This is a genomic window from Streptomyces sp. NPDC007157, assembly GCF_040634235.1.
In the GTDB taxonomy this organism is placed as follows: domain Bacteria; phylum Actinomycetota; class Actinomycetes; order Streptomycetales; family Streptomycetaceae; genus Streptomyces.
In genome coordinates this window covers 17,962-43,024 of the sequence record NZ_JBEYFE010000026.1, presented here as the reverse complement: position 1 = coordinate 43,024, position 25,063 = coordinate 17,962, and the positions used below count along the sequence as shown (strand labels likewise).

Genomic DNA, 25,063 nt, shown 5'->3' with positions numbered 1-25,063 from the left:
GTACCCAGAGCGGACTGGAACGGGAAGGCCACGGTCGCGTGAGTACAGTCCAACAGCCAGACCCCAGTGACCGCCCCGCGCGGCTCACCGTCGGCGTCGTCGGCGCCGGTCGGGTGGGGCCCGCGCTCGCCGCGTCCCTGCAGCTCGCCGGGCACCGCCCGGTGGCCGTCTCCGGGGTCTCCGACGCCTCCCGGCGGCGCGCCGAGGCGATGCTGCCCGACATCCCGCTGGTGCCCCCCGCCGAGGTCCTCCAGCGCGCCGACCTGGTGCTCCTGACCGTCCCCGACGACGCCCTGCCCGGCCTGGTCGCCGGCCTCGCCGAGACCGGCGCGGTACGGCCGGGCCAGCTGCTCGTACACACCTCCGGGCGATACGGCGCCAAGGTCCTGGACCCCGCCCTGCGCGCGGGCGCGCTGCCGCTGGCCCTGCACCCGGCGATGACCTTCACCGGGACACCGGTGGACGTGCAGCGGCTCGCGGGCTGCTCGTTCGGGGTGACCGCGCCCGAGGAGCTGCGGCTGGCCGCCGAGGCCCTCGTGATCGAGATGGGCGGCGAGCCGGAGTGGATCTCCGAGGAGAACCGCCCGCTCTACCACGCGGCCCTCGCCCTCGGCGCCAACCACCTGGTCACCCTGGTCGCCCAGTCCATGGAGCTGCTCCGCACGGCCGGTGTCGAGGCCCCGGACCGGATGCTCGGCCCGCTGCTCGGCGCCGCCCTGGACAACGCCCTGCGCTCCGGCGACGCGGCGCTGACCGGGCCGGTCGCGCGCGGGGACGCGGGCACCGTCGCCGCGCACGTCACGGAGCTGCGCCGACACGCCCCGCAGGCCGTCGACGGCTATCTGGCGATGGCCCGCGCCACGGCCGACCGGGCGCTCGCCCAGGGCCTGCTGAAGCCGGAACTCGCCGAGGACCTCCTCGGTGTCCTCGCCGGCGGCACGAACGGCACCCACGGCACCGAGGGGAACACCCGATGAGCACCACCCTGCTGCGCACCGCCGACGAACTGCACGCGCGCGTGCGACACGGCCGCCGCGCCGTCGTGATGACCATGGGCGCCCTGCACGAGGGCCACGCCACGCTGATCCGCAGCGCCCGCGAGGTCGCCGGCCCGAACGGCGAGGTCGTCGTCACGGTCTTCGTCAACCCGCTGCAGTTCGGGGCCGGCGAGGACCTGGACCGCTACCCGCGCACCCTGGACGCCGACCTGAAGATCGCCGAACAGGCGGGCGCGGACGCCGTGTTCGCCCCGTCGGTCGAGGAGGTCTACCCGGGCGGCCAGCCCCAGGTGCGGGTCACCGCGGGTCCGATGGGCACACTCCTGGAGGGCGCCTCGCGGCCCGGGCACTTCGACGGCGTCCTCACCGTCGTGGCCAAGCTGCTGCACCTCACCCGCCCCGACGCGGCCCTGTTCGGGCAGAAGGACGCCCAGCAGCTGGCCGTGATCCGGCGCATGGTGCGGGACCTGAACTTCGGCATCGAGATCGTCGGGGTACCGACGGTGCGCGAGGCCGACGGGCTCGCGCTCTCCAGCCGCAACCGCTATCTGTCGGCCGACGAGCGGCGCACGGCGCTCACGCTGTCGCGCGCGCTGTTCGCCGGGCGCGACCGGCACGCGGCGCAGGAGGCGTTGCGTGCGCGGGCGCGCGAGGTGCCGTCCACGCGGGCGCGCGCCGAGGCGCTCAGCGCCATAGGGGAGTCCCGCGCGGCGGCCGACGCGCACGCCGTGGCCAAGGCCGTGCCGAACGCCGCCGCCGCGGTGCGCGCCGCCGCGCGGACGGTCCTGGACGAGGCCGTCCACTACGACCCGCCGCTCGCACTGGACTATCTCGCCCTGGTCGACCCCGCCGACTTCACCGAGATCGACGACGACTTCACAGGAGAGGCCGTCCTCGCCGTCGCCGCCCGGGTCGGGACGACCCGGCTGATCGACAACATCCCGCTCACCTTCGCCGCTCCCGGAGCCGCCTCGTGACCAGCACAGGCATACGACTGCACGCGCCCGCCCCCGGGTGGTCCATCGACGCGGATGTGGTGGTCGTCGGGTCCGGTGTCGCCGGCCTGACCGCCGCCCTGCGCTGCGAGGCCGCCGGACTGACCACGGTCGTCGTCACCAAGGCACTCCTCGACGACGGCTCCACCCGCTGGGCCCAGGGCGGCGTCGCGGCCGCCCTGGGCGACGGCGACACCCCCGAACAGCACCTGGACGACACCCTGGTCGCGGGCGCGGGCATGTGCGACGAGGGGGCCGTACGGATCCTCGTCACCGAGGGCCCCGACGCCGTACGGCGGCTGATCTCGACCGGGGCCCACTTCGACACCGACGCGGACGGCGACATCGACCTCACGCGCGAGGGCGGCCACCACCGGCGCCGGATCGCGCACGCGGGCGGGGACGCGACCGGCGCGGAGATCTCGCGCGCGCTGGTCGAAGCGGCTCGTGCGCGGGGCGTGCGGATGATCGAGAACGCGCTGGTGCTCGACCTGCTCACCGACGCCGAAGGGCGCACGGCGGGCGTGACCCTGCACGTGATGGGCGAGGGCCAGCACGACGGCGTGGGCGCCGTGCACGCCCCCGCGGTCGTCCTCGCCACCGGCGGCATGGGTCAGGTCTTCTCCGCGACCACCAACCCGTCGGTGTCCACCGGAGACGGCGTGGCGCTCGCGCTGCGCGCCGGCGCGGAGGTCTCCGACCTCGAATTCGTCCAGTTCCACCCGACCGTGCTGTTCCTCGGCGCCGACGCGGAGGGCCAGCAGCCGCTGGTCTCCGAGGCGGTGCGCGGAGAGGGCGCGCACCTGGTCGACGCGGACGGCGTGCGCTTCATGGTCGGCCAGCACGAGCTGGCCGAACTGGCGCCCCGGGACATCGTCGCCAAGGGCATCCTGCGGCGCATGCAGGAGCAGGACGCGGAGCACATGTTCCTGGACGCCCGGCACTTCGGCGCCGACATGTGGGAGCACCGTTTCCCGACGATCCTGGCCGCCTGCAGGGCGCACGGCATCGACCCGGTCACCGAGCCCATCCCGATAGCGCCGGCCGCACACCACGCCTCCGGGGGCGTGCGCACCGACGCGCGCGGGCGCACGACCGTGCGCGGGCTCTACGCGTGCGGCGAGGTCGCGTGCACCGGCGTGCACGGCGCGAACCGGCTGGCGTCCAACTCCCTCCTGGAGGGCCTGGTCTACGCCGAGCGCATCGCCGCCGACATCACCGCGCGGCACGCGGAGAACCGCTTCCACGCGAGCGTGCCCGTCCCGGTCCCGCACCCCGACAAGCCCGCACACCCGCTGCAGGCCCCCGAGGCCCGGTTCGCGATCCAGCGGATCATGACCGAGGGCGCCGGCGTCCTGCGCTCCGAGGAATCCCTGGCCAGGGCCGCCGAGCAGCTCCAGCGCCTGCACACCGAGGCCCGTGACGCCCTCGCCGAGAACGGCAAGACCGCCGAGCCCGGCGTCGACACCTGGGAGGCCACCAACCTCCTGTGCGTCGCGCGGGTGCTCGTCGAGGCGGCCCGGCGCCGCCAGGAGACCCGCGGCTGCCACTGGCGCGAGGACCACGCCGACCGCGACGACACCGTGTGGCGCCGCCACATCGTCGTACGGCTGAATCCGGACCGCTCGCTGGCCGTGAGCACCACCGACACCGCAGACTTCCCCCCGACCCGGCCGCACCAGCCATCCCAGGAGCAGTGACAGACGTGAGCACCAACGACCTTCCCCTCGCCAACGGCGGCGGCTGCGGCGACGGCTGTGCCTGTGGCGCCGAGGGCGACGAGGGGTCCGCAGAATACGTAGTGTGCGGGCTCGACCCCGCGCTCGCCGCACTCCTCGCCGCCGCGGGACTCGACCCCGTGGAGGTCGAGGACATCGCCAACGTGGCCGTCCAGGAGGACCTGGACAACGGCGTGGACGTGACGACCGTCGCGACGATTCCCGAGGAGGCCGTGGCGACCGCCGACTTCGTCGCGCGCGAGGCGGGCGTCGTGGCCGGCCTGCGGGTCGCCGAGGCCGTGGTCTCCGTGGTCTGCACGGACGAGTTCGAGGTCGAGCGGCACGTCGAGGACGGCGACCGGGTCGAGGCCGGACAGCCGCTGCTGTCGATCACCACCCGCACCCGCGACCTGCTCACCGCCGAGCGCAGCGCGCTCAACATCCTGAACCGCCTCTCCGGCATCGCGACCGCCACGCGCGCGTGGGCGGACGCGCTGGAGGGCACGACCACGCGCGTGCGGGACACCCGGAAGACCACGCCGGGGCTGCGCTCCCTGGAGAAGTTCGCGGTGCGCTGCGGCGGTGGCGTCAACCACCGGATGTCGCTCTCCGACGCGGCCCTGGTCAAGGACAACCACGTGGTCGCCGCCGGCGGCGTCGAGCAGGCCTTCAAGGCCGTCCGCGAGGCCTTCCCGGACCTGGCGATCGAGGTCGAGGTCGACACCCTGCACCAGCTGCGCGAGGCCGTCGACGCGGGCGCCGACCTGATCCTGCTGGACAACTTCACGCCGGGGGAGTGCGAGGAGGCCGTGGCGATCGTGCACGGACGCGCGCTCCTGGAGGCGTCCGGGCGGCTCACCCTGGAGAACGCGCGGGCGTACGCCGACACCGGCGTGGACTTCCTGGCCGTCGGTGCCCTCACCCACTCCTCGCCGATCCTGGACATCGGCCTGGATCTGCGCGAGGCGGAGTGACCCCATGCTGCTCACGATCGACGTCGGCAACACGCACACCGTCCTCGGGCTCTTCGACGGCGAGGACATCGTCGAGCACTGGCGCATCTCCACGGACGCGCGCCGTACCGCCGACGAGCTGGCGGTGCTCCTCCAGGGCCTGATGGGCATGCACCCGCTGCTCGGCGACGAACTCGGTGACGGTATCGACGGCATCGCGATCTGCGCGACCGTGCCGTCCGTGCTGCACGAGCTGCGCGAGGTCACCCGGCGGTACTACGGCGATGTGCCGGCGGTGCTGGTGGAACCGGGGGTGAAGACCGGGGTGCCGATCCTCACCGACAACCCCAAGGAGGTCGGCGCGGACCGGATCATCAACGCGGTCGCCGCCGTCGAGCTGTTCGGCGGCCCGGCGATCGTCGTCGACTTCGGTACGGCGACGACCTTCGACGCGGTGTCCGCGCGCGGGGAGTACGTCGGCGGTGTGATCGCGCCCGGTATCGAGATCTCCGTGGAGGCGCTGGGCGTCAAGGGCGCGCAGCTGCGGAAGATCGAGGTGGCCAGGCCGCGGAGCGTGATCGGCAAGAACACCGTGGAGGCCATGCAGGCGGGCATCGTGTACGGCTTCGCCGGGCAGGTCGACGGGGTGGTCGGCCGGATGGCGCGGGAGCTGGCGGACGATCCGGACGACGTGACGGTGATCGCGACGGGTGGGCTGGCGCCGATGGTGCTGGGCGAGTCCTCGGTGATCGACGAGCACGAGCCGTGGCTGACGCTGGTGGGGCTGCGCCTGGTGTACGAGCGGAACGTCTCGCGGATGTGAGGTGGCGGGGCGGGCGCGTCGGCCCCCTCCGGCGGCCAGGTGGGTGGCCCTGAGGCGCCACACCCCGCCCCCTATGTCGAGTTTGTCTGATTTACGCGTATCTTCGGTCCATGCCCACGCCATACGGATCCCGCGGCGGCATGGCGTTCGGTGCGGAGGAGCTGCGTGTGCTCCGCCGTGCTGTCGCCCTCGCCCTTCACCCCGATCCCGCCTCCGCCGAGGACATCAAGGACTGTCATCGGCTCGCCGAGTCGTTCGACGAGGCGATGCGCGAGGGGGCCCGGTTGCGTGCCTTCCTGGTGGCCGATCTGGTCCGGTACCGCGCGGCCCTGCCCGGGACCGTCGCCGGTTATCTCACCCTCCTGGAGGAGGCGCTGGGTGCCGGACATCGGCCCACCCCGGACGACCTCGCCGCGCTGCGGGCGCTGCGCGGGAACCCCGGCGCCGCCGCGCTGCTCGACCGTTGCCAGGGGCTCGCGGAGCGCGATGTGCGGGCCCGGCTCGCGCAGGGCGCCCGCAAGGTGCCCGCACCGGCCGTTCCGGCCTCCAGGGTCCGCCTGACGGCTCTGCCGGGCGGTGTGGCCAAGGAGCCGGAGAAGAAGCCGCAGGAGAGGCCCGCCGAGCGGCCCGCCCCGCGGCCCGCGGCCCCCGAGCCCGTCTCGCCGAAGCGGCCCATTCCGACCCCGGGCGAGGTCTTCCCCCGGCGTCGGCCCACCCCGCCGCAGCAGCTCGCCGCCGGCTGACCGGGACGCCCGGCGGCACACCGCCGAAGCGGCGGGGAAAACGGCAGCTCGCGCGCGTTGCGCGACACTTCACCCACCCCGCACCTTTCGCCCGGTCCCCCGTGGCTACCCTGGACGCATGGACTACGTCTCCGCGCTCCTGCCCCCGGTCGTCATGGCCGTCTTCTTCATCGGTCTGGTCCGGGTGATCGTGAAGACCCAGGGCGGCGCCGCCAAGGCCAAGGAGGACGCCGCCGTGGACGCCGCCCTCGCGCGCGCGGCGCGCGGGGAGGGCAACCCGAAGGTCTCCGCCCCGAGCCGCGACGCCTGATCGCGGACCCCGCCTCCCCGGCGTACGACTCGCCGCACGGTCACAGCCGTGCCTTCCGGGTCGTACGCCCTTTTTGTTCGCTTTTGTTGGCGAAAGTGCACGTCCGGCACGCCATTGGCTGGATCTCCCACTATTGTTCTGAGCTGTGCCTCGCCCATTGGGAGAACTCGAAGACGCGGTCATGACGCGGGTGTGGAAGTGGAACCGCCCGGTGACCGTTCGAGAAGTCCTGGAAGACCTCCAGCAGGAACGGTCCATCGCGTACACCACGGTGATGACCGTTTTGGACAATCTCCATCAGAAGGGCTGGGTGAGGCGGGAGGCCGAAGGGCGCGCCTATCGATATGAGGCCGTCTCCACACGGGCCGCCTACGCCGCCGCCCTCATGAACGACGCGTGGTCCCAGAGCGACAACCCGGCCGCCGCTCTCGTCGCCTTCTTCGGGATGATGAGCGACGAACAGCGCCAGGCCCTGCGGGACGCCGTACGGATGGTGCAGGGTCCGGATACGCCGGAACAGCAGGAAGAACGCGAAGACCGGGAAGCCCCCGAAGCCCCGCAAGAGGAGAACCCCGGCTCCATGGTGGACCGCGGCGGGCGATAGCGTCCGCTCATGTCAGCGATGCGCCCCGAAGTCACCGCAAAAGCCATCACCGTCCGGCGGGCCCGGACCGGCGATGTCCCGGCGGTGCGCCGACTCCTTGACGCGTACGTCCGTGACCGCATCCTCCTCGACAAAGCCACGGTGATGCTTTACGAGGACATCCAGGAGTTCTGGGTCGCGGAACGCGACGACAACGCCGAGGTGGTCGGCTGCGGCGCACTGCACGTGATGTGGGAAGACCTCGCCGAAGTGCGCACTCTCGCGGTGAAGCCGGGCCTCAAGGGCGCCGGTGTCGGTCATCAGTTGCTGGAGAAGTTGCTGGAGACCGCGCGTTGGCTCGGTGTTCGCCGAGTTTTCTGTCTGACCTTCGAAGTCGAGTTCTTCGGCAAGCGCGGCTTCGTGGAGATCGGCGAGACACCCGTGGACACCGATGTCTACGCGGAGCTGTTGCGCTCCTATGACGAGGGTGTCGCCGAGTTCCTCGGACTCGAACGAGTGAAACCGAACACCTTGGGCAACAGCCGGATGCTTCTGCATCTGTGATCGCCCGGCGGGATCGGGGCGGACAAGAGGCATCGGGGCAGAGTTGGGTGGGAGATCGGGCCCCAATTCCGGGTACCTCGCCTTGCCCCGGTGCCCTATGTCCGAAACGCGCATGTTTCCGGGCCGGAGCAGGCCCCTCGGTCTCTCCCAGGGGTTTGTGTTTTTCCCGCAAAAGCGGTTTGCTTTCCGACGTACTGCAGTACTGCATATAACAGGGGGCGGCGAAACGGCGGGCGCCGCAGACCCCCGGCCCTGAAGTTATCGATGAAAGGAAATCCGGTGGCACAGAAGGTTCAGGTCCTTCTTGTCGACGACCTCGACGGCGGCGAGGCGGACGAGACCGTGACGTTCGCGCTGGACGGCAAGACGTACGAGATCGATCTCACGACTGCCAATGCGGACAAGCTGCGCGGCCTTCTCGACCCCTATGTCAAGGGTGGTCGTCGTACCGGTGGCCGTGCGTCGGGCGGACGTGGAAAGGCCCGTGCGGCTGCCGGCGGCAGCCAGGACACCGCGCAGATCCGCGCGTGGGCAAAGGAGAACGGTTACGAGGTCAACGACCGCGGCCGTGTTCCGGCGACGATTCGCCAGGCCTACGAGGACGCCAACGCCTGACGGTCCTCCGGCCCGTGGCTCGCGCGCCACAACCGGACCCGGTGGCATTCGGTGGCCACCGTGTCCACCAGCCTTACGAGATCGGGGGCGGCTCCGACGCCCCCCACGGCCGACCTCGTCGACAGCGTCGGCATGCTCGGCAGCGAGGCCTCGACCTCGCACCCCGACTCGGGGGGCCGCAACCAGAAGGCGGCCCCCTGCACGGGTTCCGAACGTTGCGGGGGATCCGACGGTTCGGCGGGGCCTTCGGTGGCTCGGGCGGCTTCGGGAAGCGATCGGGTCCCGGTGGAGACCGGCTCGGGCCGTACCGGAGCGTCCATCCGGCCGTGCGCGCCCAGTGCCCGCAGATCCAGGGCCAGCGCGCCCCACTCCAGCCAGTCCAGCAGCCCCGGCAGCTCCTCCGCGCTGCCCGCGGCCACCAGTAGCCGCATCCGGTCGCCCTGGAGCGCCACCGGAGAGCCCGGCCCCAGATGCCTGAGCGCCTTCGCGCCCGCCTGAGCCGGTACGTCCAGCACGTCGAAACGCACGCCCGTGACCAGCCGCAGCGGCTTTCCGGGCGCTTCGGGCACTGTCACCCAGCCCAGTTCGTTCTCGTACCAGTGCCGGAGCCGGGCCGCCCGCCCGTCCGGCCCGACGGCGCGGCCGGAACCCGGTGCGAGGGCGCAACCGGAACCGGACGCGGCGGCGGAACCGACATCGAAACCGAGCGGACGACGGGGGTGAGAGACCGTTGAAGCGGCCAGAGGGACCGTGCCAGCCATGCCTGGTGCAACCGTCGCGAACCCGCCCAAGTTACGCTGGGTGTGCGTGTGAATGCGCCGAGTGCCGGAAGAGGGGACCTTCGGGGGTCCGGAGAGACGCAAGGTTGTTCGCCCGTAGCGGAGGGACCGGGGGCATACGGCATGGACTGTCAGTCCGGGCGGGTAAGACATCCCTAGTGGGAGGGGGCGACACGCAGGCGAGGCCGCCTCACGTTCGCCATCGGCGTACTGGAGGAAGGGGTAACTGCCTGGCCTGCGGGAACATCGTCTCGCACCATCGGGTTGGAGCATATGTCGGCGTTCGGGGTCAGGAGGCCATCGACGGTGTCGGCAGTTGGAATGAGCGGTCCCCGCTTGCGGGACTAAGCTGCGGAAGGACAGAGAGGGGAAGTTCCCCCCACTGCCTGACCGCTCTGAGGAGCGATTAACGATGTTCGAGAGGTTCACCGACCGCGCGCGGCGGGTTGTCGTCCTGGCTCAGGAAGAAGCCCGGATGCTCAACCACAACTACATCGGCACCGAGCACATCCTCCTGGGCCTGATCCACGAGGGTGAGGGTGTCGCCGCCAAGGCCCTTGAGAGCCTCGGGATTTCGCTCGAGGCGGTCCGCCAGCAGGTGGAGGAGATCATCGGCCAGGGCCAGCAGGCCCCGTCCGGGCACATCCCCTTCACCCCCCGTGCCAAGAAGGTCCTGGAGCTGTCGCTCCGCGAGGCCCTTCAGCTGGGCCACAACTACATCGGCACGGAGCACATCCTGCTCGGCCTGATCCGTGAGGGCGAGGGCGTCGCCGCCCAGGTCCTGGTCAAGCTGGGCGCAGATCTCAACCGGGTGCGGCAGCAGGTCATCCAGCTGCTCTCCGGTTACCAGGGCAAGGAGACCGCCACCGCCGGCGGGCCTGCCGAGGGCACCCCCTCGACGTCCCTGGTCCTCGACCAGTTCGGCCGGAACCTCACCCAGGCCGCTCGTGAGTCCAAGCTCGACCCGGTCATCGGGCGCGAGAAGGAGATCGAGCGGGTCATGCAGGTGCTGTCCCGCCGTACCAAGAACAACCCGGTCCTGATCGGTGAGCCCGGCGTCGGCAAGACCGCCGTCGTCGAGGGCCTCGCCCAGGCCATCGTCAAGGGCGAGGTGCCCGAGACCCTCAAGGACAAGCACCTCTACACCCTGGACCTCGGCGCCCTGGTCGCCGGCTCCCGCTACCGCGGTGACTTCGAGGAGCGCCTGAAGAAGGTGCTCAAGGAGATCCGCACCCGCGGTGACATCATCCTGTTCATCGACGAGCTGCACACGCTGGTCGGTGCGGGTGCCGCCGAGGGCGCCATCGACGCGGCTTCGATCCTGAAGCCGATGCTGGCCCGCGGTGAGCTGCAGACCATCGGCGCCACCACCCTGGACGAGTACCGCAAGCACCTGGAGAAGGACGCGGCCCTGGAGCGCCGCTTCCAGCCCATCCAGGTCGCCGAGCCGTCCCTGCCGCACACGATCGAGATCCTCAAGGGTCTGCGTGACCGGTACGAGGCCCACCACCGGGTCTCCATCACGGACGAGGCGCTGGTCCAGGCGGCCACCCTGGCCGACCGCTACATCTCGGACCGCTTCCTGCCGGACAAGGCGATCGACCTGATCGACGAGGCCGGCTCCCGGATGCGCATCCGCCGGATGACCGCTCCGCCGGACCTGCGCGAGTTCGACGAGAAGATCGCCGCTGTCCGCCGGGACAAGGAGTCCGCGATCGACTCGCAGGACTTCGAGAAGGCCGCCTCCCTCCGCGACAAGGAGAAGCAGCTCCTGGCCGCCAAGGCCAAGCGGGAGAAGGAGTGGAAGGCCGGCGACATGGACGTCGTCGCCGAGGTCGACGGCGAGCTGATCGCCGAGGTGCTGGCCACGGCCACGGGCATCCCGGTCTTCAAGCTCACCGAGGAGGAGTCCTCGCGTCTGCTGCGCATGGAGGACGAGCTCCACAAGCGGGTCATCGGCCAGGTCGACGCCGTCAAGGCGCTGTCGAAGGCGATCCGCCGTACGCGTGCCGGTCTGAAGGACCCGAAGCGCCCCGGTGGCTCGTTCATCTTCGCCGGCCCGTCCGGTGTCGGTAAGACCGAGCTGTCCAAGGCCCTCGCCGAGTTCCTCTTCGGTGACGAGGACGCGCTGATCTCCCTCGACATGTCGGAGTTCAGCGAGAAGCACACGGTGTCGCGTCTCTTCGGTTCGCCCCCCGGTTACGTGGGCTACGAAGAGGGCGGCCAGCTGACCGAGAAGGTCCGCCGCAAGCCGTTCTCCGTCGTCCTCTTCGACGAGGTCGAGAAGGCCCACCCGGACATCTTCAACAGCCTGCTGCAGATCCTGGAGGACGGTCGTCTGACCGACTCCCAGGGCCGGGTCGTGGACTTCAAGAACACGGTCATCATCATGACGACCAACCTCGGCACCCGGGACATCTCCAAGGGCTTCAACCTGGGCTTCGCGGCCACGGGTGACACGAAGTCCAACTACGAGCGCATGAAGAACAAGGTGTCGGACGAGCTCAAGCAGCACTTCCGTCCCGAGTTCCTCAACCGTGTCGACGACGTGGTCGTCTTCCCGCAGCTCACGCAGGAGGACATCCTGCGGATCGTCGACCTGATGGTCGGCAAGGTGGACGAGCGCCTCAAGGACCGGGACATGGGCATCGAGCTCTCCCAGTCCGCCAAGGAGCTGCTGTCCAAGAAGGGCTACGACCCGGTGCTGGGCGCGCGTCCGCTGCGTCGCACGATCCAGCGCGAGATCGAGGACACGCTCTCCGAGAAGATCCTCTTCGGCGAGCTGCGCCCCGGTCACATCGTGGTCGTGGACACCGAGGGCGAGGGCGACGCCAAGACCTTCACCTTCCGCGGTGAGGAGAAGTCGGCGCTCCCCGACGTCCCGCCGATCGAGCAGGCGGCCGGCGGAGCCGGTCCGAACCTGAGCAAGGAGGCGTAACCCTTCCGGGTTCGCCGAGAAAAGGGGCCGGTGCTTCTCGAAGCACCGGCCCCTTTCGCATGCCGTCGCGCGGGACGCCGTTCGGGACGCAGCGCGGGACGGAGCGCGACTACGACAGCTGGCCGTTGTAGTCCGGCAGCTTGTACGTCTTCTCCGCGTGGCCGCCCGAGAGGTCGGTGGCGCTGTTGCCGATGTTCGCGATGATCGTGTAGCCGTTGTTCTCGATGTCGACCCGCTGGGCGGTCTTGTAGGCGGCGACGTCCTTGAAGAGGTCGAAGAGGCCGCGGACGTACAGGCCGGAGACGTCGTAGCCGTCGTGTTCGAGGTTGTACTCGGTCGGCAGGTAGATGATGCCCGGGCGGGCCGTGACGAAGAACAGGGAGACGCCGTGCTCCTGGGCGTACCGGGCGACGTTCAGGACCGGCTTGTTGGCCGGCTGGGGGAAGCTGAAGCCGAAGTCGGTCTCCAGGGTGGTGTTGTCGATGTCGAAGACGATCGCCTGCCGCTCGCCCGGCTTGGCGGCGGCGATGCGCTGCTTCAGGTAGGGCAGGGCCTGGTCCATCACAGACTGGCAGTCACTCTGCCAGGTGGCGTAGTCGACCGTGGTGGAGCTGCTCTCCGTCGCGGCCTCGGTCGCGGCCTGGGCCGGCGCGGCCATCCCGGCGAGCGCGGCCACGGAGACGGCGGTGACGGACATGCGGCGGGTCCAGGTGCCTGTGGTCATCGGTGGGGGTGTCCTCTCACGTCCACGGCTGTGTCAGGGGCATGATGAGTGGAGGATATGGCGCGGAGGCATCCGTGGGGTTACTTATCGGTAGGTCCGGCGAGGTGTGGGTCACATCCCGAAGGCTTCGAGGCTCGGTCGCCGGTGACATAGCGCACGGGCGAAATGCCTGTTACTAGCCGGGATAGTGGGGCCTGGGTGGTGAGGGGAAAGGAGTTTTTGCCCCGCGTCGCCACCGGACCGGGACAGCGGTGCCCCGGCTGTCCGACCAGGGGTGCTCTGTCAAGAAAGGGTCAACTTTACGTATAGGTACTAGGTGATTTCGTAGATAGTGGCATTTGAGTGGTGCGCGGCTTTCGGGTTACCAAGAGATGCCCCGTCCGGCGGCTGTCAGTGTCAGCCGGTGCCGGAGGGGGGTCCCCGTTGTCTACTCCACGAGGTTCCGATGTCCCTGCGCGCCACTCTCCGTGCCCCCCGTACGTCCTCGCTCCGCAAGCGCGCCGCCGTTCTGGCCGCCGGTGTCGGAGTCACGGCCGTGGTGGGGTCGGGGGTCGCGTCGGCCGCCACCTCCAGTGCCGCCGCCTGGATCGACCCGGTGAAGAAGTACACCCTCTCCGCGAGCTTCGACCAGGCCGGCGGCCTGTGGGCGGCCAAGCACAGCGGTCAGGACTTCGCGGTGCCGACCGGTACCCAGGTCGTCGCCGCGCACGGCGGCACCGTCGTCAAGGTCGGCGGCAACGGCGCCGGTGACGGTCCCGCGTACGGCAACGCCATCGTCATCAAGCACGCCGGCGGCCAGTACTCGCAGTACGCGCACCTGTCCCGCGTCGACGTCAGGGTCGGCCAGATCGTCAGGACCGGCCAGCACATCGCGCTCTCCGGCAGCACCGGCAACTCCACCGGGCCGCACCTGCACTTCGAGATCCGTACGACCCCGAACTACGGCTCCGCCGTGAACCCGGTCGCCTTCCTCCGCGCCAAGGGCGTGACCGTCTGAGGCGCGTGATCGTCTAAGCGGGGCGATCCGAACCCTGGTGGGCCTGGGTCACCAGGTCCAGGGCGACCTCCAGAACGGCTTCCTGCTTCTTCTGGGGGTCGCCTTCCAGGTCCTGCATGACGAACATGCCCGCGTGCAGCGTGAACATCGCGCTGATGCAGCGGACCTGGTCGGTCAGGGGTGCGTCCGGGTCGACGAAGATGCCGCGCAGGTCGCGCATCCGGTCCTTGAAGGTGTCGCCGATCCGCAGTTCCCGCACGGTCGCCTGGTTCTCCTGCATGAAGCGGAACAGCGGTCCGGCCTCGCCGAGTGCCCGGCTGTAACGCCGTACGATCTCCAGCTTGACCGCCAGGGTGTGCGGCTGGCCCGTGCCCCACTCGATCAGGTCCTGGATCGGCTGTGTCAGGTCCTCGAAGACGCTGACCAGGATCTCTTCCTTGGTCTTGAAGTGGTAGTACAGGGCCGCCTTGGTCACGTCGAGGCGCTCGGCGATCTCCCGCAGGGAGGTCTTCTCGTAGCCCTGCTCGGCGAAGAGTTCGAGGGCCACGTCCTGGATGCGCTGTCGGGTGTTGCCCCGGCGCTGCTGCTTGGTGCCGTCCATGGTGACGCCCATCCTCTTACTCCTCGCACTCCCGCGAAAACTCGCCCTGTCGGATACCGACGCCCGGTCCGGTAACTTACTTGACGACCGGCTAGTGACAGGTTTACCTTTCCAGTGTACTGAACTAGCCGGGCGGCAAGTAAGTAGCTGCCGCCAGGGGGAGTGGGAGAGATGGCGGACATCCAGGCGGCCGAGACCGGCCAGGAGTCACCGGGGGCACCGGTCGCGGCGGATGCGTCGGCGAAACAGCCCAGGAGCGTGCGGGTCGTGATCCTCGCGCTCATGATCGCGATGATGCTCGCGATGCTCGACAACATGATCGTGGGCACGGCGATGCCGACGATCGTGGGTGACCTGGGCGGCCTCGAACATCTGTCGTGGGTCGTCACCGCGTACACCCTCGCCACCGCGGCGGCCACCCCGCTCTGGGGCAAGCTCGGTGACATGTACGGGCGCAAGGGCGCCTTCCTGACCTCCATAGTCATCTTCCTGATCGGCTCCGCGCTCAGCGGCATGGCCCAGAACATGGGCGAGCTGATCGGGTTCCGGGCCGTTCAGGGGCTCGGTGCCGGTGGTCTGATGGTCGGCGTCATGGCGATCATCGGTGACCTCGTGCCGCCCCGTGAGCGTGGCAAGTACCAGGGCATGATGGCCGGCGTCATGGCGCTCGCGATGATCGGCGGCCCGCTGGTCGGCGGCACCATCACCGACAACTGGGGCTGGCGCTGGGCCTTCTACATCAACCTGCCGCTCGGCGTGGTCGCGCTGGCCGCCGTCACCGCCGTACTGCACCTGCCGAAGAAGCGGAGCAAGGCGCGCATCGACTACCTCGGCGCCGGTCTGCTGACCCTCGGCATCACCTCGATCGTGCTGGTCACCACCTGGGGCGGCTCCGAGTACGCCTGGACGTCCGCGCGGATCATGGAACTGATCGCCATCGGCGTCGTCTCGCTGATCGGGTTCGTCTTCTGGCAGACCAAGGCCGCCGAGCCGGTCCTGCCGCTGCACATCTTCCGCAGCCGCAACTTCACCCTGATGTCGGTCATCGGCTTCATCGTGGGCTTCGTGATGTTCGGCGCCACGCTGTTCCTGCCGCTGTACCAGCAGTCCGTGCAGGGCGCGTCCGCGACCAACTCCGGTCTGCTGCTGCTTCCGATGCTCGGCGCGATGCTGGTGACCTCGATGGTCGCCGGACGGGTCACCACCAACACCGGCCGCTACAAGATCTTCCCCCTCGCGGGCGGGGTGCTGCTGGCCGTCGGGCTGTACCTGCTGTCCACGATGGACACCGACACCACCCGGTTCATCTCGGGTGTGTACATGGCCGTCGTCGGCCTCGGCATGGGCTGCCTGATGCAGATCACCATGCTGGTCGCGCAGAACAGCGTGGAGATGAAGGACATGGGCGTCGCGTCCTCGTCCACCACCCTGTTCCGTACGCTCGGCTCCTCCTTCGGTGTCGCCATCATGGGCGCGATCTTCAACGCCCGGGTCAAGGACGAGATGGCGGCGCGGGCCGGGGGGCTGGGCTCCAAGGTCACCGAGCAGTCGGCCTCGCTGGACGCGGCAAGCCTGGCGAAGCTGCCGGCCGCGGTGCGCGAGGCGTACCAGCACGCGGTGTCGGCCGGTACGCACTCGGCGTTCCTGCTCGGTGCCGTGATCGCCGTGACGGTCGTGGTGGCGGCGGTGTTCGTCAAGGAGGTGCCGCTGCGGGGCGGTGCCCAGAAGGCGGGTTCCGACGAGGCGGCACCGCTGCCCGTGGTCGAGGCCGTCTGACAAACGCCTGCGGGTGGTTCCGGGGACCGAGCGTCTCCGGGGCCACCCGCTTTCGGCTGCCCTCACGGGATCGGCGCGCGGCTGTCTCCTCGGCACGGGTGCGCGGCTGTCTCCTCGATATGGGTGCGCGGCTGTCTTCTCGGTACGGGCGCGCGGCCGTCTCCTCGATATGGGCGCGCGGCCAAGTTGTCCTCCTGGCGTCGCCTTAGCATCGACGCATGGACAGACTGCGTCGGCTGCGCCTCGCCAAGGACGCCATGGACCGGGACTGGGCCGATCCGGACCTGGACCTCGACGCGGTCGCCGGGCACGCCGGGTACTCGCGGTATCACTTCGTCCGCGCCTTCAAGGAGGCGTACGGCGAGACGCCCGGCCAGTACCTGACACACCGCAGGATCGAACGGGCCCAGGAGATGCTCCGCGGCGCGAACCTCACCGTCACCGAGATCTGCCTGCTGGTCGGCTTCAGCAGCCTCGGTACGTTCTCCAGCCGCTTCAAGGCACGTACCGGACTCAGCCCCACCGAGTACCGGACCGAGCACGTCGGCAGCGGCGCCTCCCTCATCCCCGGCTGCTACGCCATGCTCTGGGCCGGCGGCTTCCGGAACAGGAGCGCAACTTCCGAGAAGCGCCCCGCCGACCCGCCCGCCTAACGTGACGGACAGGAACAGCGACCGTCCGGCAGGAGAGCACAGCCATGATCCAGGGCCTGGCCATCACCACCGTGTGGACCTTCGACCAGCAGCGCACCAAGGCCTTCTTCACCGAGAAGCTCGGCTTCGAGGTACGCGACGACATCGCCATGGGTGACATGCACTGGGTCACCGTCGGCGCCAAGGGCCAGCCCGGTGTCGAACTCGCCCTGATGCGCGTGGACGGGCCGGGGCTCGACCCCGAGTCCGCGGCGGCGCTGCGCACGCTGGTCGCCAAGGGCGCCCTGGGCGCGGGGGCGTTCCGCACCGACGACTGCCGGGGAGACTACGAGACCTTCCGGGCGCGGGGCGTCGAGTTCGTCCAGGAGCCCAAGGAACGGCCGTACGGCATCGAGGCGATCTTCCGCGACGACAACGGCAACTGGTACTCGCTGACCGAGCGCAGCGAGGAACTCGACTTCTCCAAGGAGTTCTGACCGTGGCCGTGCCGGAGGCACCCGATCACACCGCCGTTCGCGTCGCCCTGTGGCGGGCACTGCATCTGCGCGCCGACCCGCCGCCTTACGTGATCGAGGACGAGGCCGGGCTGCGGCTCGCCGGACCGGTGGCCGGGGACGACTGGCGGGCTCGGCCGGACATGGACGCCGAGGCCACCCGGCGGACCCGGGCGTCCATCGTGGCCAGGGCCCGGTTCGTCGAGGACCTGGTGCTGACGGCGGCCGGGCACGGGGTGGACCAGTACGTGGTGCTGGGCGCCGGTCTGGACACCTTCGCCCAGCGCCGCGCGTCCGACGCGGTGGCCGCCGGGCTGCGGGTGTTCGAGGCCGACCGGGCCGGAGCCGTGGCGTGGAAGCGGCGGCGGCTGACCGAGCTGGGGTACGGCGTGCCCGGCTGGCTGCGGCTGGTGCCGGTGGACTTCGAGGGGGACTGGTGGGGGCGGCTGGTGGACGCCGGTCTCGATCCGGGGCGGCCGGCGGTGGTCGCCTCCGCCGGGGTCACCATGTACCTCACCGAGGACGCCGTGGCCGCCACCCTCCGCCGTATCGCCGGGCTGGCCCCCGGGTCGACGCTGGTCACGACGTTCCTGCGGCCGATCGAGGACGTCGAGCCGGACCAGCGGGAGCAGTTGCGGGTGGCGCAGCGGGGCGCGCGGGCCTCCGGCACGCCCTTCCTGAGCTTCTATCCACCCGAGCGGATCGCGGCCCTGGCCAGGGAGGCCGGTTTCCGCGAGACCCGGCACGTGCCCGCGGAGGAGCTGGCCCAGCGCTACTTCGCGGACCGGACCGACGACCTGCGCCCGTCCCGTGGCGAGGAACTCCTCGTGGCCATGACCTGAGCCGGCCACGCCCCTGAGCCTCAGCGGCTCAGGCACTCAGTCGCTCAGTGGTTCAACGGCTCGCCTGTGTCGGCCCCGGCAGCATCGGGTAGCTCCCCGTGGCTGTCGGGGCGTGCTCCGGCAGCCACAGCACGGCCACCGCGCCCTCCGCCGGAAGGTGCGGGGGCGCGCCCGCCGGGCGGATGTTGCGGAAGGTCAGGCGGGCGCCCAGGACGCGGGCCTGGCCGGCCGCGATGGTCAGGCCCAGGCCGTGGCCCTGCCCCGCGCGGTCCTCGCTGCCGGTGCGGAAGCGGCTCGGGCCCTCCGCGAGCAGTTTCTCGGGGAAGCCGGGGCCGTGGTCGCGGACCCGGATGACCCGGCCCTCGACGGTCACCTCGATGGGCGGCCTGCCGTGCCGGGCCGCGTTGGCGAGCAGGTTGAACAGCACCCGCTCCAGGCGGCGCGGATCGGTGGTGACCTCCGACTCGTGCACCACCCGCACCTCGATCGCCGGGTCCTTCGCGGTCACCCGCCGGGCGACGAACTCGCCCAGCATGATGTCCTGCAGCTCGGCCCGCTCGGAGGCGCTGTCGAGCCGGGCCACCTCCAGTACGTCCTCGACGAGGGTGCGCATCGCCTTCGCCCGGTCCAGGACCAGCTCGGTCGGGCGGCCGGGCGGCAGCAGTTCGGCCGCCGTGAGCAGCCCGGTCACCGGCGTCCGCAGCTCGTGCGCGATGTCGGCCGTCACCCGCCGTTCGGCCTCAAGCCGCTGCTGCAACGCGTCCGCCATGGCGTCCACCGCGCGCGCCAGGTCGTCGGTCTCGTCCCGTACGACCCCGCCGATCGCCTCCCGCACCCGCACGTCCGGCTCGCCCTGGGCGACCTGGTTGGCCGCGGCCGCCGCCTTGCGCAGCCGCCGCGAGAGCTGCCCGCCGATCAGCACGCCGAGCGCGCTGCCGCCGAGCACGACCGCGATGGAGCCGATGACCAGGGCCTGGTCGAGGTCCTTGAGCACATCGCTGCTCCGGTTCGGGAAGGTGCCGTGCAGGGACAGCACCCGCCCGTCCTTGGCCTGTACCGCCGCCCAGATGTCCGGCGCGCCGCTGCCCGGGTCGATGACGTCGGTCGCCCGGCGTCCCGCGTCGACCCGCTCGCGCAGCGCCGGCGGCAGCTCGGGGTCGTTGACCTTGACGTCCGGGAAGTTCGCCCGCCCGTACAGCTCGTAGTTGCGCTGCGCGATCTGCAGCCGTTCGTTGGCCAGGTCGCGCGCGTTGTCCAGCATCGAGACCCGGGCGGCGTTGTGCACCACCAGGCTCAGTGCGATCGCGACGAGCGCGCCGACCAGCGCGATCGCCGCGCTGAGCTTCCACCGGAGCCCGGTGCGCAGACTCGGACCTCGGTGCCGGATGGATCTCTGGATGGATCTGATGAGCCCCCGCATGACCGCCCCGCTCAGGCCTTCAGCTTGTAACCGAAACCACGGACCGTCTCGATCCGGTCCTGGCCGATCTTCGTCCGCAGCCGCTGCACATGGACGTCGACGACCCGGGTGTCTCCGCCCCAGCCGTAGTCCCAGACGCGTTCCAGCAGCTTGTCGCGGGAGAGTACGGTCCCCGGTGTCGAGGAGAACTCCAGGAGCAGCCGCATCTCGGTCGGGGTGAGCGCGACCGGCTGGCCGGCCCGGCGCACCTCCATGCCCTCGGTGTCGATCTCCAGCTCGCCGAAGGTGAGAGGGAGGCCGGTGACCGCGGCCGCGTCCTCGTGCGGCCGGTCGCCGCCGCTCGCGTGCCCGAAGCGCCGCAGCACGGCGCGGATCCGGGCGACCAGCACCGCGCCGTCGAACGGCTTGGTGACGTAGTCGTCGGCGCCCGCCTCCAGTCCCAGCACCACGTCGATGGAGTCGGCGCGCGCCGACAGCATGATCACCGGCACCGTGGACTCGTCGCGGATGCGCCGGCACAGGCTCACCCCGTCCAGGCCCGGCACCATCACGTCCAGCAGGGCGATGTCGGGCCGGTCGGCGCGGAACGCCTCCAGGCCGGACAGCCCGTCGGGCATGGCGGTGACCGCGAAGCCGTCCCGCTCCAGGGCGAGCTGGGTGGCCTCGCGGATGACGTCGTCGTCCTCGACGAACAGGACGTGGGTCTGGTCTGCCATCCCTGCTCTCTCGTGTGGTCGGTGTGGGGTCAGCCGGCGGGGGACGGGACCGGCGTGGCGTCCCCGCTGCCGGTCGCGTTGCCGTAGTCGGTGTGGTGGAAGTCCTCCTGGACGAAGCGTCCCGCGGCCCAGCTGTAGGTGATCACGTTCTCACCGGAGGGGCTCGACACCGGGTCGCCCTTCTCGTAGACCTGTTTGGTCACGCTCAGGTCGCCCCGGTCGATCTCCGCGTAGACCGGGGACTCCTCGGCCTTGAACACATTCTTGTACGTGCCGCTCTCCTCGCGGTACACGTACGCCCCCACCCCGACCGCGTCTCCGCAGGTCAGCACGTTCACGACGATGTCCTCGGCCGGGCCGCCGGTCAGATCGCCGTAGGTGACGTCGACCGGGTACTCGTCGCCCGCGCACGGCTTCAGGTCCCGTTTCACGGTGGCCGAGACCGCCGGATCGGCCTTCACCAGGGCGACCGCGTCGACCTTGGCATACGTCTGGGACGGGTTGGGTGAGGGGACGGCGGCGGCCGGGGCCTTCTCCGCCGAGTCGGCGTGTGCCGGACCCTCGTCCCGGGCGCCGGTGCCGCCGGTACCGCAGGCGGCGGCGAAAAGGGCGAGGGCGGCGAGCACGGCCGCCGCCGTGGTCACCGCCTGTGCACTCGCCGGGCCCCGGCTGGGCCCTGTGCCGGTCAGGCCGCGCAACGCTCCCGCTCCTCACGCTCCAGCGCGCGTGCGTCGAGATCGCGTGACTCCAGCTCCTCGCGGAGCCGGGCGAGCGCCCGGTGCAGCGTGCTCTTGACCGTTCCGGCCGACATGCCGAGGGCGGCGGCCGTCTCCTCCGTGGACATCTGCTCCCAGTGTCGCAGCACCACGACACTGCGCTGCTTCGGTGCCAGAACCTTCATGATGTCCATGAGGAGCGCGCGGTCCGCGTGCTGCTCGGTGGAGTCCTCCACGCAGGCGTCGGGCAGCTGCTCGGTCGGGACCTCCTCCAGCTTCCGGGCCCGCCACCACTCGGTCCGCGTGTTGATCATGACCCGGCGCAGGTAGGCGTCCGCGAGCCGCTTGTCCTCGATGGTCTCCCAGCGGCCGTACGTCCGTACCAGCGCGGTCTGGAGCAGGTCCTGGGCGTCCGTCGGGTCCGGGACCAGCCGGCGGGCACTGCGCAGCAGCGCGTCCTGCCGAGTGCGGACGTACTCCTCGAATCCGAGCACCTCGCCCTGCGCCATGATCAACCGCCTCCCGATCCCCGTTTTCCCCGGCCCTGTGCCTGAGTTCCTGCCGTCCCGCAGTCCTGGCGGGCACAGAAACGAAGCTACGGACCTGTTGTCACGGGGCTGTGCGGAGCAGCCTGCGGGTAGCAATCGGCTGTCCGTCGGTTGTGTAACGGATGTAGGTGCGGGGTAAGCGGGCGCAACCTTATGGCAGGTTATGTGTTGATTTGCCCTGCCGGTGGGGTCGTAACACTGCCTCTTCTGCTGTGATGTGGCTGTACGTCAGCCCAGCGGAAGCCGGTACAGGCCGTCCGCGAGCGGCTCCACCAGCCCGTCCGAGACCAGCCCGTCCAGCGCGCGGGCCCGCTGCACCGGCTCGTGCCACACCCGGTCGAGCGTCGCCTGCGGCACGGGGGCGTACGCCTCGCGCAGCACGGCCAGCAGCTTGCCGCGCACCTGCCGGTCGGTACCGGCGTACGTCTGCCCGCGCCGGGGCGGCCCCTCGTGCTCCGGCTTGCCGGCCAGCCGCCAGGCGCACTCCCCGGCGATCGGGCAGCGCGGGCACCCCTCGTTCTTCGCCGTGCACACCAGCGCACCGAGCTCCATGGAGGCGGCGGCCCAGCGGGCGGCGGTCCGCTCGTCCTCGGGCAGCAGCTCACGTGCGAGCCTGCGCTCGGCGGCGGTGGTGGCGTTCGGCGGGTACTGCACACCGGTCACGGCCCGCGCGAACACCCGCCGCACATTGGTGTCGAGCACGGCGTGCCGCTGCCCGTACGCGAAGGAGGCGACGGCCGCGGCGGTGTACTCGCCGATGCCGGGCAGCGCGAGCAGTTGCGCGTGATCCGTCGGTACGTCGCCGTCGTGCCGTTCCGCTATGGCGACGGCGGCGCCGTGCAGCCGCAGGGCGCGGCGCGGGTAGCCGAGCCGGCCCCAGGCGCGCACCGCCTCGCCGGGCGCCTCGGCGGCGAGGTCGGCGGGGCGCGGCCAGCGGGCCAGCCACTGCTCGTAGACGGGCAGCACCCGGCTGACCGGGGTCTGCTGCAACATGAACTCGCTGACCATCACACCCCACGGACCCGCCTCCGGGCGGCGCCAGGGGAGGTCACGGGCATGGGCGTCGAACCAGGCGATCACGGGGGCATGGAGCTTCTCAGTCATGGCCCTTCCGATCCTGCCACGTCCGGCCACGGCTGGGTTGGACGTGGTTCGCGGCGGGGCCGGGCGGCGGCCGGTCCGGGGCGTGTCCTTGCGGCGCCTGTCCTCGGGAGCCGTCCTGCGGAACCGCCCCGCGGCCCCCTCCTGCGCGCCTGTCACGCGAAGAAGGGTTGTGCCGAAGGAAGTTGCCGAAATGATGATCCGGAAAAGTTGAGGTTTGAGCGGCGGGTGGGGCGAGGAAGTGCACGGATCTCTCGTACAGTTTGCGCCGTGGGATCTCTGCGCAATCCGGTCGGGCCGCTTCCCTCCTCCATCTACTGGCGACGGAGGGTCGTCATGGTGTCCGTGGTCGCCGTGCTGGCGCTGCTGATCACCTGGATCGTCACGTCGAGTGGCGGGGGCGGCAAGAAGGGCGCCGACGGGGCGGACGGCAAGAATCCCGCGTCCACGATCACGCCGGGGCCGTCCGGCAGCGGGCCGGCGATCAGCCAGGCGCCGGGCGGGCGGGACGAGTCGAGCGGGGGCGGCGGCGCGTCGTCCGGCACGGGCAGCGGTTCCGGTTCCAGTTCCGGTTCCGGCGGCGGGAGTTCGCACGGGTCGGGTGGCGGCTCGGCGTCCGGTTCCGGCGGATCCTCGGGGGCCTCGTCGGGCTCGGGTGACGTCACCTCGGGCTCCGGCGGTACGGTCGCCTCGCTGCCGGGCGCCTCCACCCTCCCCGACTGCACCGCCTCGGCGGTGTCGTTGAGCCTGAAGAGCCTGCACAACTCCTACTCGCCGGAGCAGACGCCGACCTTCGAACTCACGGCGAAGAACACGTCGTCCAGTGACTGCAAGGTCGATCTCGGGCCGAAGAACGCGGTGTTGACGATCACGCCGGCCAGTGCGGACGACAGTTACTGGTCGTCGGCGGACTGCCCGAGGTCGGCGGGGACCCTGTGGTACCGCGTGCCGGCGGGCGACAGCATCACGTACACCCTGAAGTGGGACCGCAAGCCGAGCGCTCCCCAGTGCGCGACGCCTTCGGCGGGATCGGCCGGCTCAGGCACGTACCTGCTGGAAGCCGCCACCCCGGGCTTCACAAAGGCCCAGGCGTCCTTCGTACTGGCGGCGGATTAGCCGAGGCCGGGGGTTTCGCTCACCGGCGCCCGCAGGGTGCCTCCCCCAGAGGGGGTACCCCCCAGCGCCCACCCGTGCCGCCCCGGCGGCACGACTGCCCGCAGCTACGACGGGCCCCGTAAGGGGCGCGGGGAACCGCGCGGTCGGCCCGCACCGGCCGGCAGCCGAAATACCGGCCCCCCGCGGCGCTACACGTACCGTTCGAGGATTGACGACTCCGCCAGCCTCGACAGGCCCTCCCGGACGCTGCGGGCGCGTGCCTCGCCGACCCCGTCGACGGTCTGGAGATCGTCGACGCTCGCGGCGAGCAGCTTCTGCAGGCCCCCGAAATGCTCCACCAACCGGTCGATGATCGCCCCGGGCAGCCGCGGAACCTTCGCCAGCAGGCGGAAGCCGCGCGGCGACACCGCCGAGTCCAGCGCCTCCGGGGACCCCGTGTAACCGAGCGCCCGCGCCACCGTCGACAGTTCCAGCAGCTCCGCGTGGCTCAGCGCGTCCAGCTCGGAGAGCGCCTCGTCGACCGTGCGGGAGCGCTTGGCCGTGGGCTCGGGGACGTAGTCCCGGACCACCAGCTCGCGCTCGGGCTCGACGCCCGCGATCAGCTCGTCCAGCTGGAGCGCGAGCAGCCGCCCGTCGGTGCCCAGTTCGACGACGTACTCGGCGATCTCCGTGGCGATACGGCGGACCATCTCCAGCCGCTGGGCGACGGCCGAGACGTCGCGGACCGTCACCAGGTCCTCGATCTCCAGCGCTGACAACGTTCCCGCGACCTCGTCCAGGCGGAGCTTGTACCGCTCCAGGGTCGCCAGCGCCTGGTTCGCACGGGAGAGGATCGCCGCCGAGTCCTCCAGGACACGGCGCTGCCCGTCGACGTAGAGCGCGATCAGCCGCATCGACTGGGATACCGAGACCACCGGGAAGCCGACCTGTTTGGAGACCCGGTCCGCCGTGCGGTGCCGCGTGCCCGTCTCCTCCGTGGGGATCGTCGCGTCCGGCACGAACTGGACGCCGGCCCGGAGGATCTTCGACAGGTCGGAGGAGATCACGATGCCGCCGTCGAGCTTGCACAGCTCGCGCAGCCGGGTCGCCGTGAACTCGACATCGAGGACGAAACCGCCCGTGCACATCGTCTCGACCGTCTTGTCGAAGCCGAGGACGATGAGCCCGCCGGTGTTGCCCCGGAGGACCCGCTCCAGGCCGTCGCGCATCGACGTGCCCGGAGCCACAGCGCTCAGCGAGGCGCGCATCAGGCCATCGGAACCGGCACTCCCACCGGACTTTCCGGGAGCCGCTGCCCGGTCGTTGGCTGCCACTGCACTCCTCCGGTCGCAGGTTCTTTG

At 70.9% G+C, this 25,063-nt stretch carries 26 protein-coding genes; 17 read left to right on the top strand and 9 right to left on the bottom strand.

The features are described 5' to 3' along the window. Positions 1-38: 38 nt before the first annotated feature. The 10 genes from ABZ642_RS35940 (at position 39) to ABZ642_RS35895 (ending at position 8,302) form a co-directional block, all read left to right on the top strand. Complete coding sequence (locus ABZ642_RS35940) at positions 39-977, top strand: DUF2520 domain-containing protein (RefSeq protein WP_351748853.1); 939 nt, start codon at positions 39-41, stop codon at positions 975-977. Continuing rightward, a complete protein-coding gene (gene panC, locus ABZ642_RS35935) occupies positions 974-1,975 on the top strand; it encodes a pantoate--beta-alanine ligase (RefSeq protein WP_360492194.1) in 1,002 nt (333 codons plus the stop codon). Before ABZ642_RS35940 ends, panC begins: the two co-directional genes overlap by 4 nt. After that, positions 1,972-3,693: an L-aspartate oxidase gene (locus ABZ642_RS35930; RefSeq protein ID WP_360492191.1), complete on the top strand. Its 1,722-nt coding sequence runs from the start codon at positions 1,972-1,974 to the stop codon at positions 3,691-3,693. Before panC ends, ABZ642_RS35930 begins: the two co-directional genes overlap by 4 nt. Before the next feature lie 5 nt (positions 3,694-3,698). Then, a complete protein-coding gene (nadC, locus tag ABZ642_RS35925; RefSeq protein ID WP_360492188.1) occupies positions 3,699-4,685 on the top strand; it encodes a carboxylating nicotinate-nucleotide diphosphorylase in 987 nt (328 codons plus the stop codon). Between the two features lie 4 nt (positions 4,686-4,689). Beyond that, the gene (locus tag ABZ642_RS35920; RefSeq protein ID WP_089099902.1) at positions 4,690-5,487 is read left to right on the top strand and encodes a type III pantothenate kinase; all 798 of its coding nucleotides are present in this window, start codon (positions 4,690-4,692) and stop codon (positions 5,485-5,487) included. A 140-nt stretch (positions 5,488-5,627) separates the two neighbouring features. After that, positions 5,628-6,230, top strand: coding sequence for a hypothetical protein (locus tag ABZ642_RS35915; RefSeq protein WP_360492418.1), 603 nt, complete (start codon positions 5,628-5,630; stop codon positions 6,228-6,230). A gap of 118 nt (positions 6,231-6,348) precedes the next feature. Then, positions 6,349-6,540, top strand: coding sequence for a hypothetical protein (locus ABZ642_RS35910; protein ID WP_360492184.1), 192 nt, complete (start codon positions 6,349-6,351; stop codon positions 6,538-6,540). Positions 6,541-6,685: 145 nt separating this feature from the next. Continuing rightward, a complete protein-coding gene (locus tag ABZ642_RS35905; RefSeq protein WP_360492181.1) occupies positions 6,686-7,144 on the top strand; it encodes a BlaI/MecI/CopY family transcriptional regulator in 459 nt (152 codons plus the stop codon). A gap of 9 nt (positions 7,145-7,153) precedes the next feature. Continuing rightward, complete coding sequence (locus tag ABZ642_RS35900; protein ID WP_360492178.1) at positions 7,154-7,687, top strand: amino-acid N-acetyltransferase; 534 nt, start codon at positions 7,154-7,156, stop codon at positions 7,685-7,687. A 279-nt stretch (positions 7,688-7,966) separates the two neighbouring features. After that, entirely contained in the window at positions 7,967-8,302 is a 336-nt protein-coding gene (locus tag ABZ642_RS35895) for an Lsr2 family protein (protein ID WP_351317758.1), read from the top strand. Here ABZ642_RS35895 and ABZ642_RS35890 read toward each other — a convergent pair. After that, positions 8,281-9,063 (bottom strand): SCO3374 family protein, encoded by a 783-nt coding sequence (locus tag ABZ642_RS35890; RefSeq protein WP_360492175.1) that lies wholly within the window; start codon positions 9,061-9,063, stop codon positions 8,281-8,283. The two genes, ABZ642_RS35895 and ABZ642_RS35890, sit on opposite strands and share 22 nt — an antisense overlap. 430 nt (positions 9,064-9,493) lie before the next feature. On the opposite strand from ABZ642_RS35890, the gene ABZ642_RS35885 reads away from it, so the two are divergent. Continuing rightward, the gene (locus ABZ642_RS35885; protein ID WP_217559641.1) at positions 9,494-12,019 is read left to right on the top strand and encodes an ATP-dependent Clp protease ATP-binding subunit; all 2,526 of its coding nucleotides are present in this window, start codon (positions 9,494-9,496) and stop codon (positions 12,017-12,019) included. A 109-nt stretch (positions 12,020-12,128) separates the two neighbouring features. Here the strand turns inward: ABZ642_RS35885 and ABZ642_RS35880 are convergent, their stop codons facing one another. Next, positions 12,129-12,743 (bottom strand): HAD family acid phosphatase, encoded by a 615-nt coding sequence (locus ABZ642_RS35880; RefSeq protein ID WP_360492170.1) that lies wholly within the window; start codon positions 12,741-12,743, stop codon positions 12,129-12,131. 445 nt (positions 12,744-13,188) lie between these two features. On the opposite strand from ABZ642_RS35880, the gene ABZ642_RS35875 reads away from it, so the two are divergent. Next, positions 13,189-13,740, top strand: a complete 552-nt coding sequence (locus ABZ642_RS35875) for a M23 family metallopeptidase (protein ID WP_360492167.1) — start codon at positions 13,189-13,191, stop codon at positions 13,738-13,740. 13 nt (positions 13,741-13,753) lie between these two features. Here ABZ642_RS35875 and ABZ642_RS35870 read toward each other — a convergent pair whose 3' ends face one another. Then, positions 13,754-14,353: a TetR/AcrR family transcriptional regulator gene (locus ABZ642_RS35870; RefSeq protein WP_360492164.1), complete on the bottom strand. Its 600-nt coding sequence runs from the start codon at positions 14,351-14,353 to the stop codon at positions 13,754-13,756. A 159-nt stretch (positions 14,354-14,512) separates the two neighbouring features. Between ABZ642_RS35870 and ABZ642_RS35865 the strand changes: the two genes are divergently transcribed. The 4 genes from ABZ642_RS35865 (at position 14,513) to ABZ642_RS35850 (ending at position 18,106) form a co-directional block, all read left to right on the top strand. Continuing rightward, a complete protein-coding gene (locus tag ABZ642_RS35865; RefSeq protein WP_360492161.1) occupies positions 14,513-16,117 on the top strand; it encodes an MDR family MFS transporter in 1,605 nt (534 codons plus the stop codon). A gap of 218 nt (positions 16,118-16,335) precedes the next feature. Next, positions 16,336-16,770 (top strand): helix-turn-helix transcriptional regulator, encoded by a 435-nt coding sequence (locus ABZ642_RS35860; protein ID WP_360492158.1) that lies wholly within the window; start codon positions 16,336-16,338, stop codon positions 16,768-16,770. Positions 16,771-16,814: 44 nt separating this feature from the next. After that, entirely contained in the window at positions 16,815-17,246 is a 432-nt protein-coding gene (locus ABZ642_RS35855) for a VOC family protein (RefSeq protein WP_360492155.1), read from the top strand. 2 nt (positions 17,247-17,248) lie between these two features. After that, the gene (locus ABZ642_RS35850) at positions 17,249-18,106 is read left to right on the top strand and encodes a class I SAM-dependent methyltransferase (protein ID WP_360492152.1); all 858 of its coding nucleotides are present in this window, start codon (positions 17,249-17,251) and stop codon (positions 18,104-18,106) included. Between the two features lie 52 nt (positions 18,107-18,158). Here ABZ642_RS35850 and cseC read toward each other — a convergent pair whose 3' ends face one another. The 5 genes from cseC to ABZ642_RS35825 all read right to left on the bottom strand — a co-directional run bounded on the left by cseC (position 18,159) and on the right by ABZ642_RS35825 (position 22,610). Then, positions 18,159-19,526, bottom strand: coding sequence for a two-component system sensor histidine kinase CseC (gene cseC / locus ABZ642_RS35845; RefSeq protein WP_360492149.1), 1,368 nt, complete (start codon positions 19,524-19,526; stop codon positions 18,159-18,161). Between the two features lie 11 nt (positions 19,527-19,537). Further along, complete coding sequence (gene cseB / locus ABZ642_RS35840) at positions 19,538-20,242, bottom strand: two-component system response regulator CseB (protein ID WP_360492146.1); 705 nt, start codon at positions 20,240-20,242, stop codon at positions 19,538-19,540. 29 nt (positions 20,243-20,271) lie between these two features. Further along, positions 20,272-20,940 (bottom strand): hypothetical protein, encoded by a 669-nt coding sequence (locus tag ABZ642_RS35835; RefSeq protein ID WP_360492143.1) that lies wholly within the window; start codon positions 20,938-20,940, stop codon positions 20,272-20,274. Next, on the bottom strand, positions 20,928-21,467 hold the full coding sequence (locus tag ABZ642_RS35830) for a SigE family RNA polymerase sigma factor (protein ID WP_360492140.1): 540 nt from the start codon (positions 21,465-21,467) through the stop codon (positions 20,928-20,930). Before ABZ642_RS35830 ends, ABZ642_RS35835 begins: the two co-directional genes overlap by 13 nt. Before the next feature lie 267 nt (positions 21,468-21,734). Continuing rightward, positions 21,735-22,610 carry an A/G-specific adenine glycosylase gene (locus ABZ642_RS35825; protein ID WP_360492137.1) on the bottom strand — a complete coding sequence of 292 codons (876 nt, stop codon included), beginning with the start codon at positions 22,608-22,610 and terminating at the stop codon, positions 21,735-21,737. Between the two features lie 267 nt (positions 22,611-22,877). On the opposite strand from ABZ642_RS35825, the gene ABZ642_RS35820 reads away from it, so the two are divergent. Next, the gene (locus ABZ642_RS35820; protein ID WP_360492134.1) at positions 22,878-23,723 is read left to right on the top strand and encodes a hypothetical protein; all 846 of its coding nucleotides are present in this window, start codon (positions 22,878-22,880) and stop codon (positions 23,721-23,723) included. A gap of 188 nt (positions 23,724-23,911) precedes the next feature. Here the strand turns inward: ABZ642_RS35820 and disA are convergent, their stop codons facing one another. Beyond that, positions 23,912-25,036: a DNA integrity scanning diadenylate cyclase DisA gene (gene disA, locus ABZ642_RS35815; RefSeq protein ID WP_360492131.1), complete on the bottom strand. Its 1,125-nt coding sequence runs from the start codon at positions 25,034-25,036 to the stop codon at positions 23,912-23,914. Positions 25,037-25,063 lie beyond the last annotated feature (27 nt).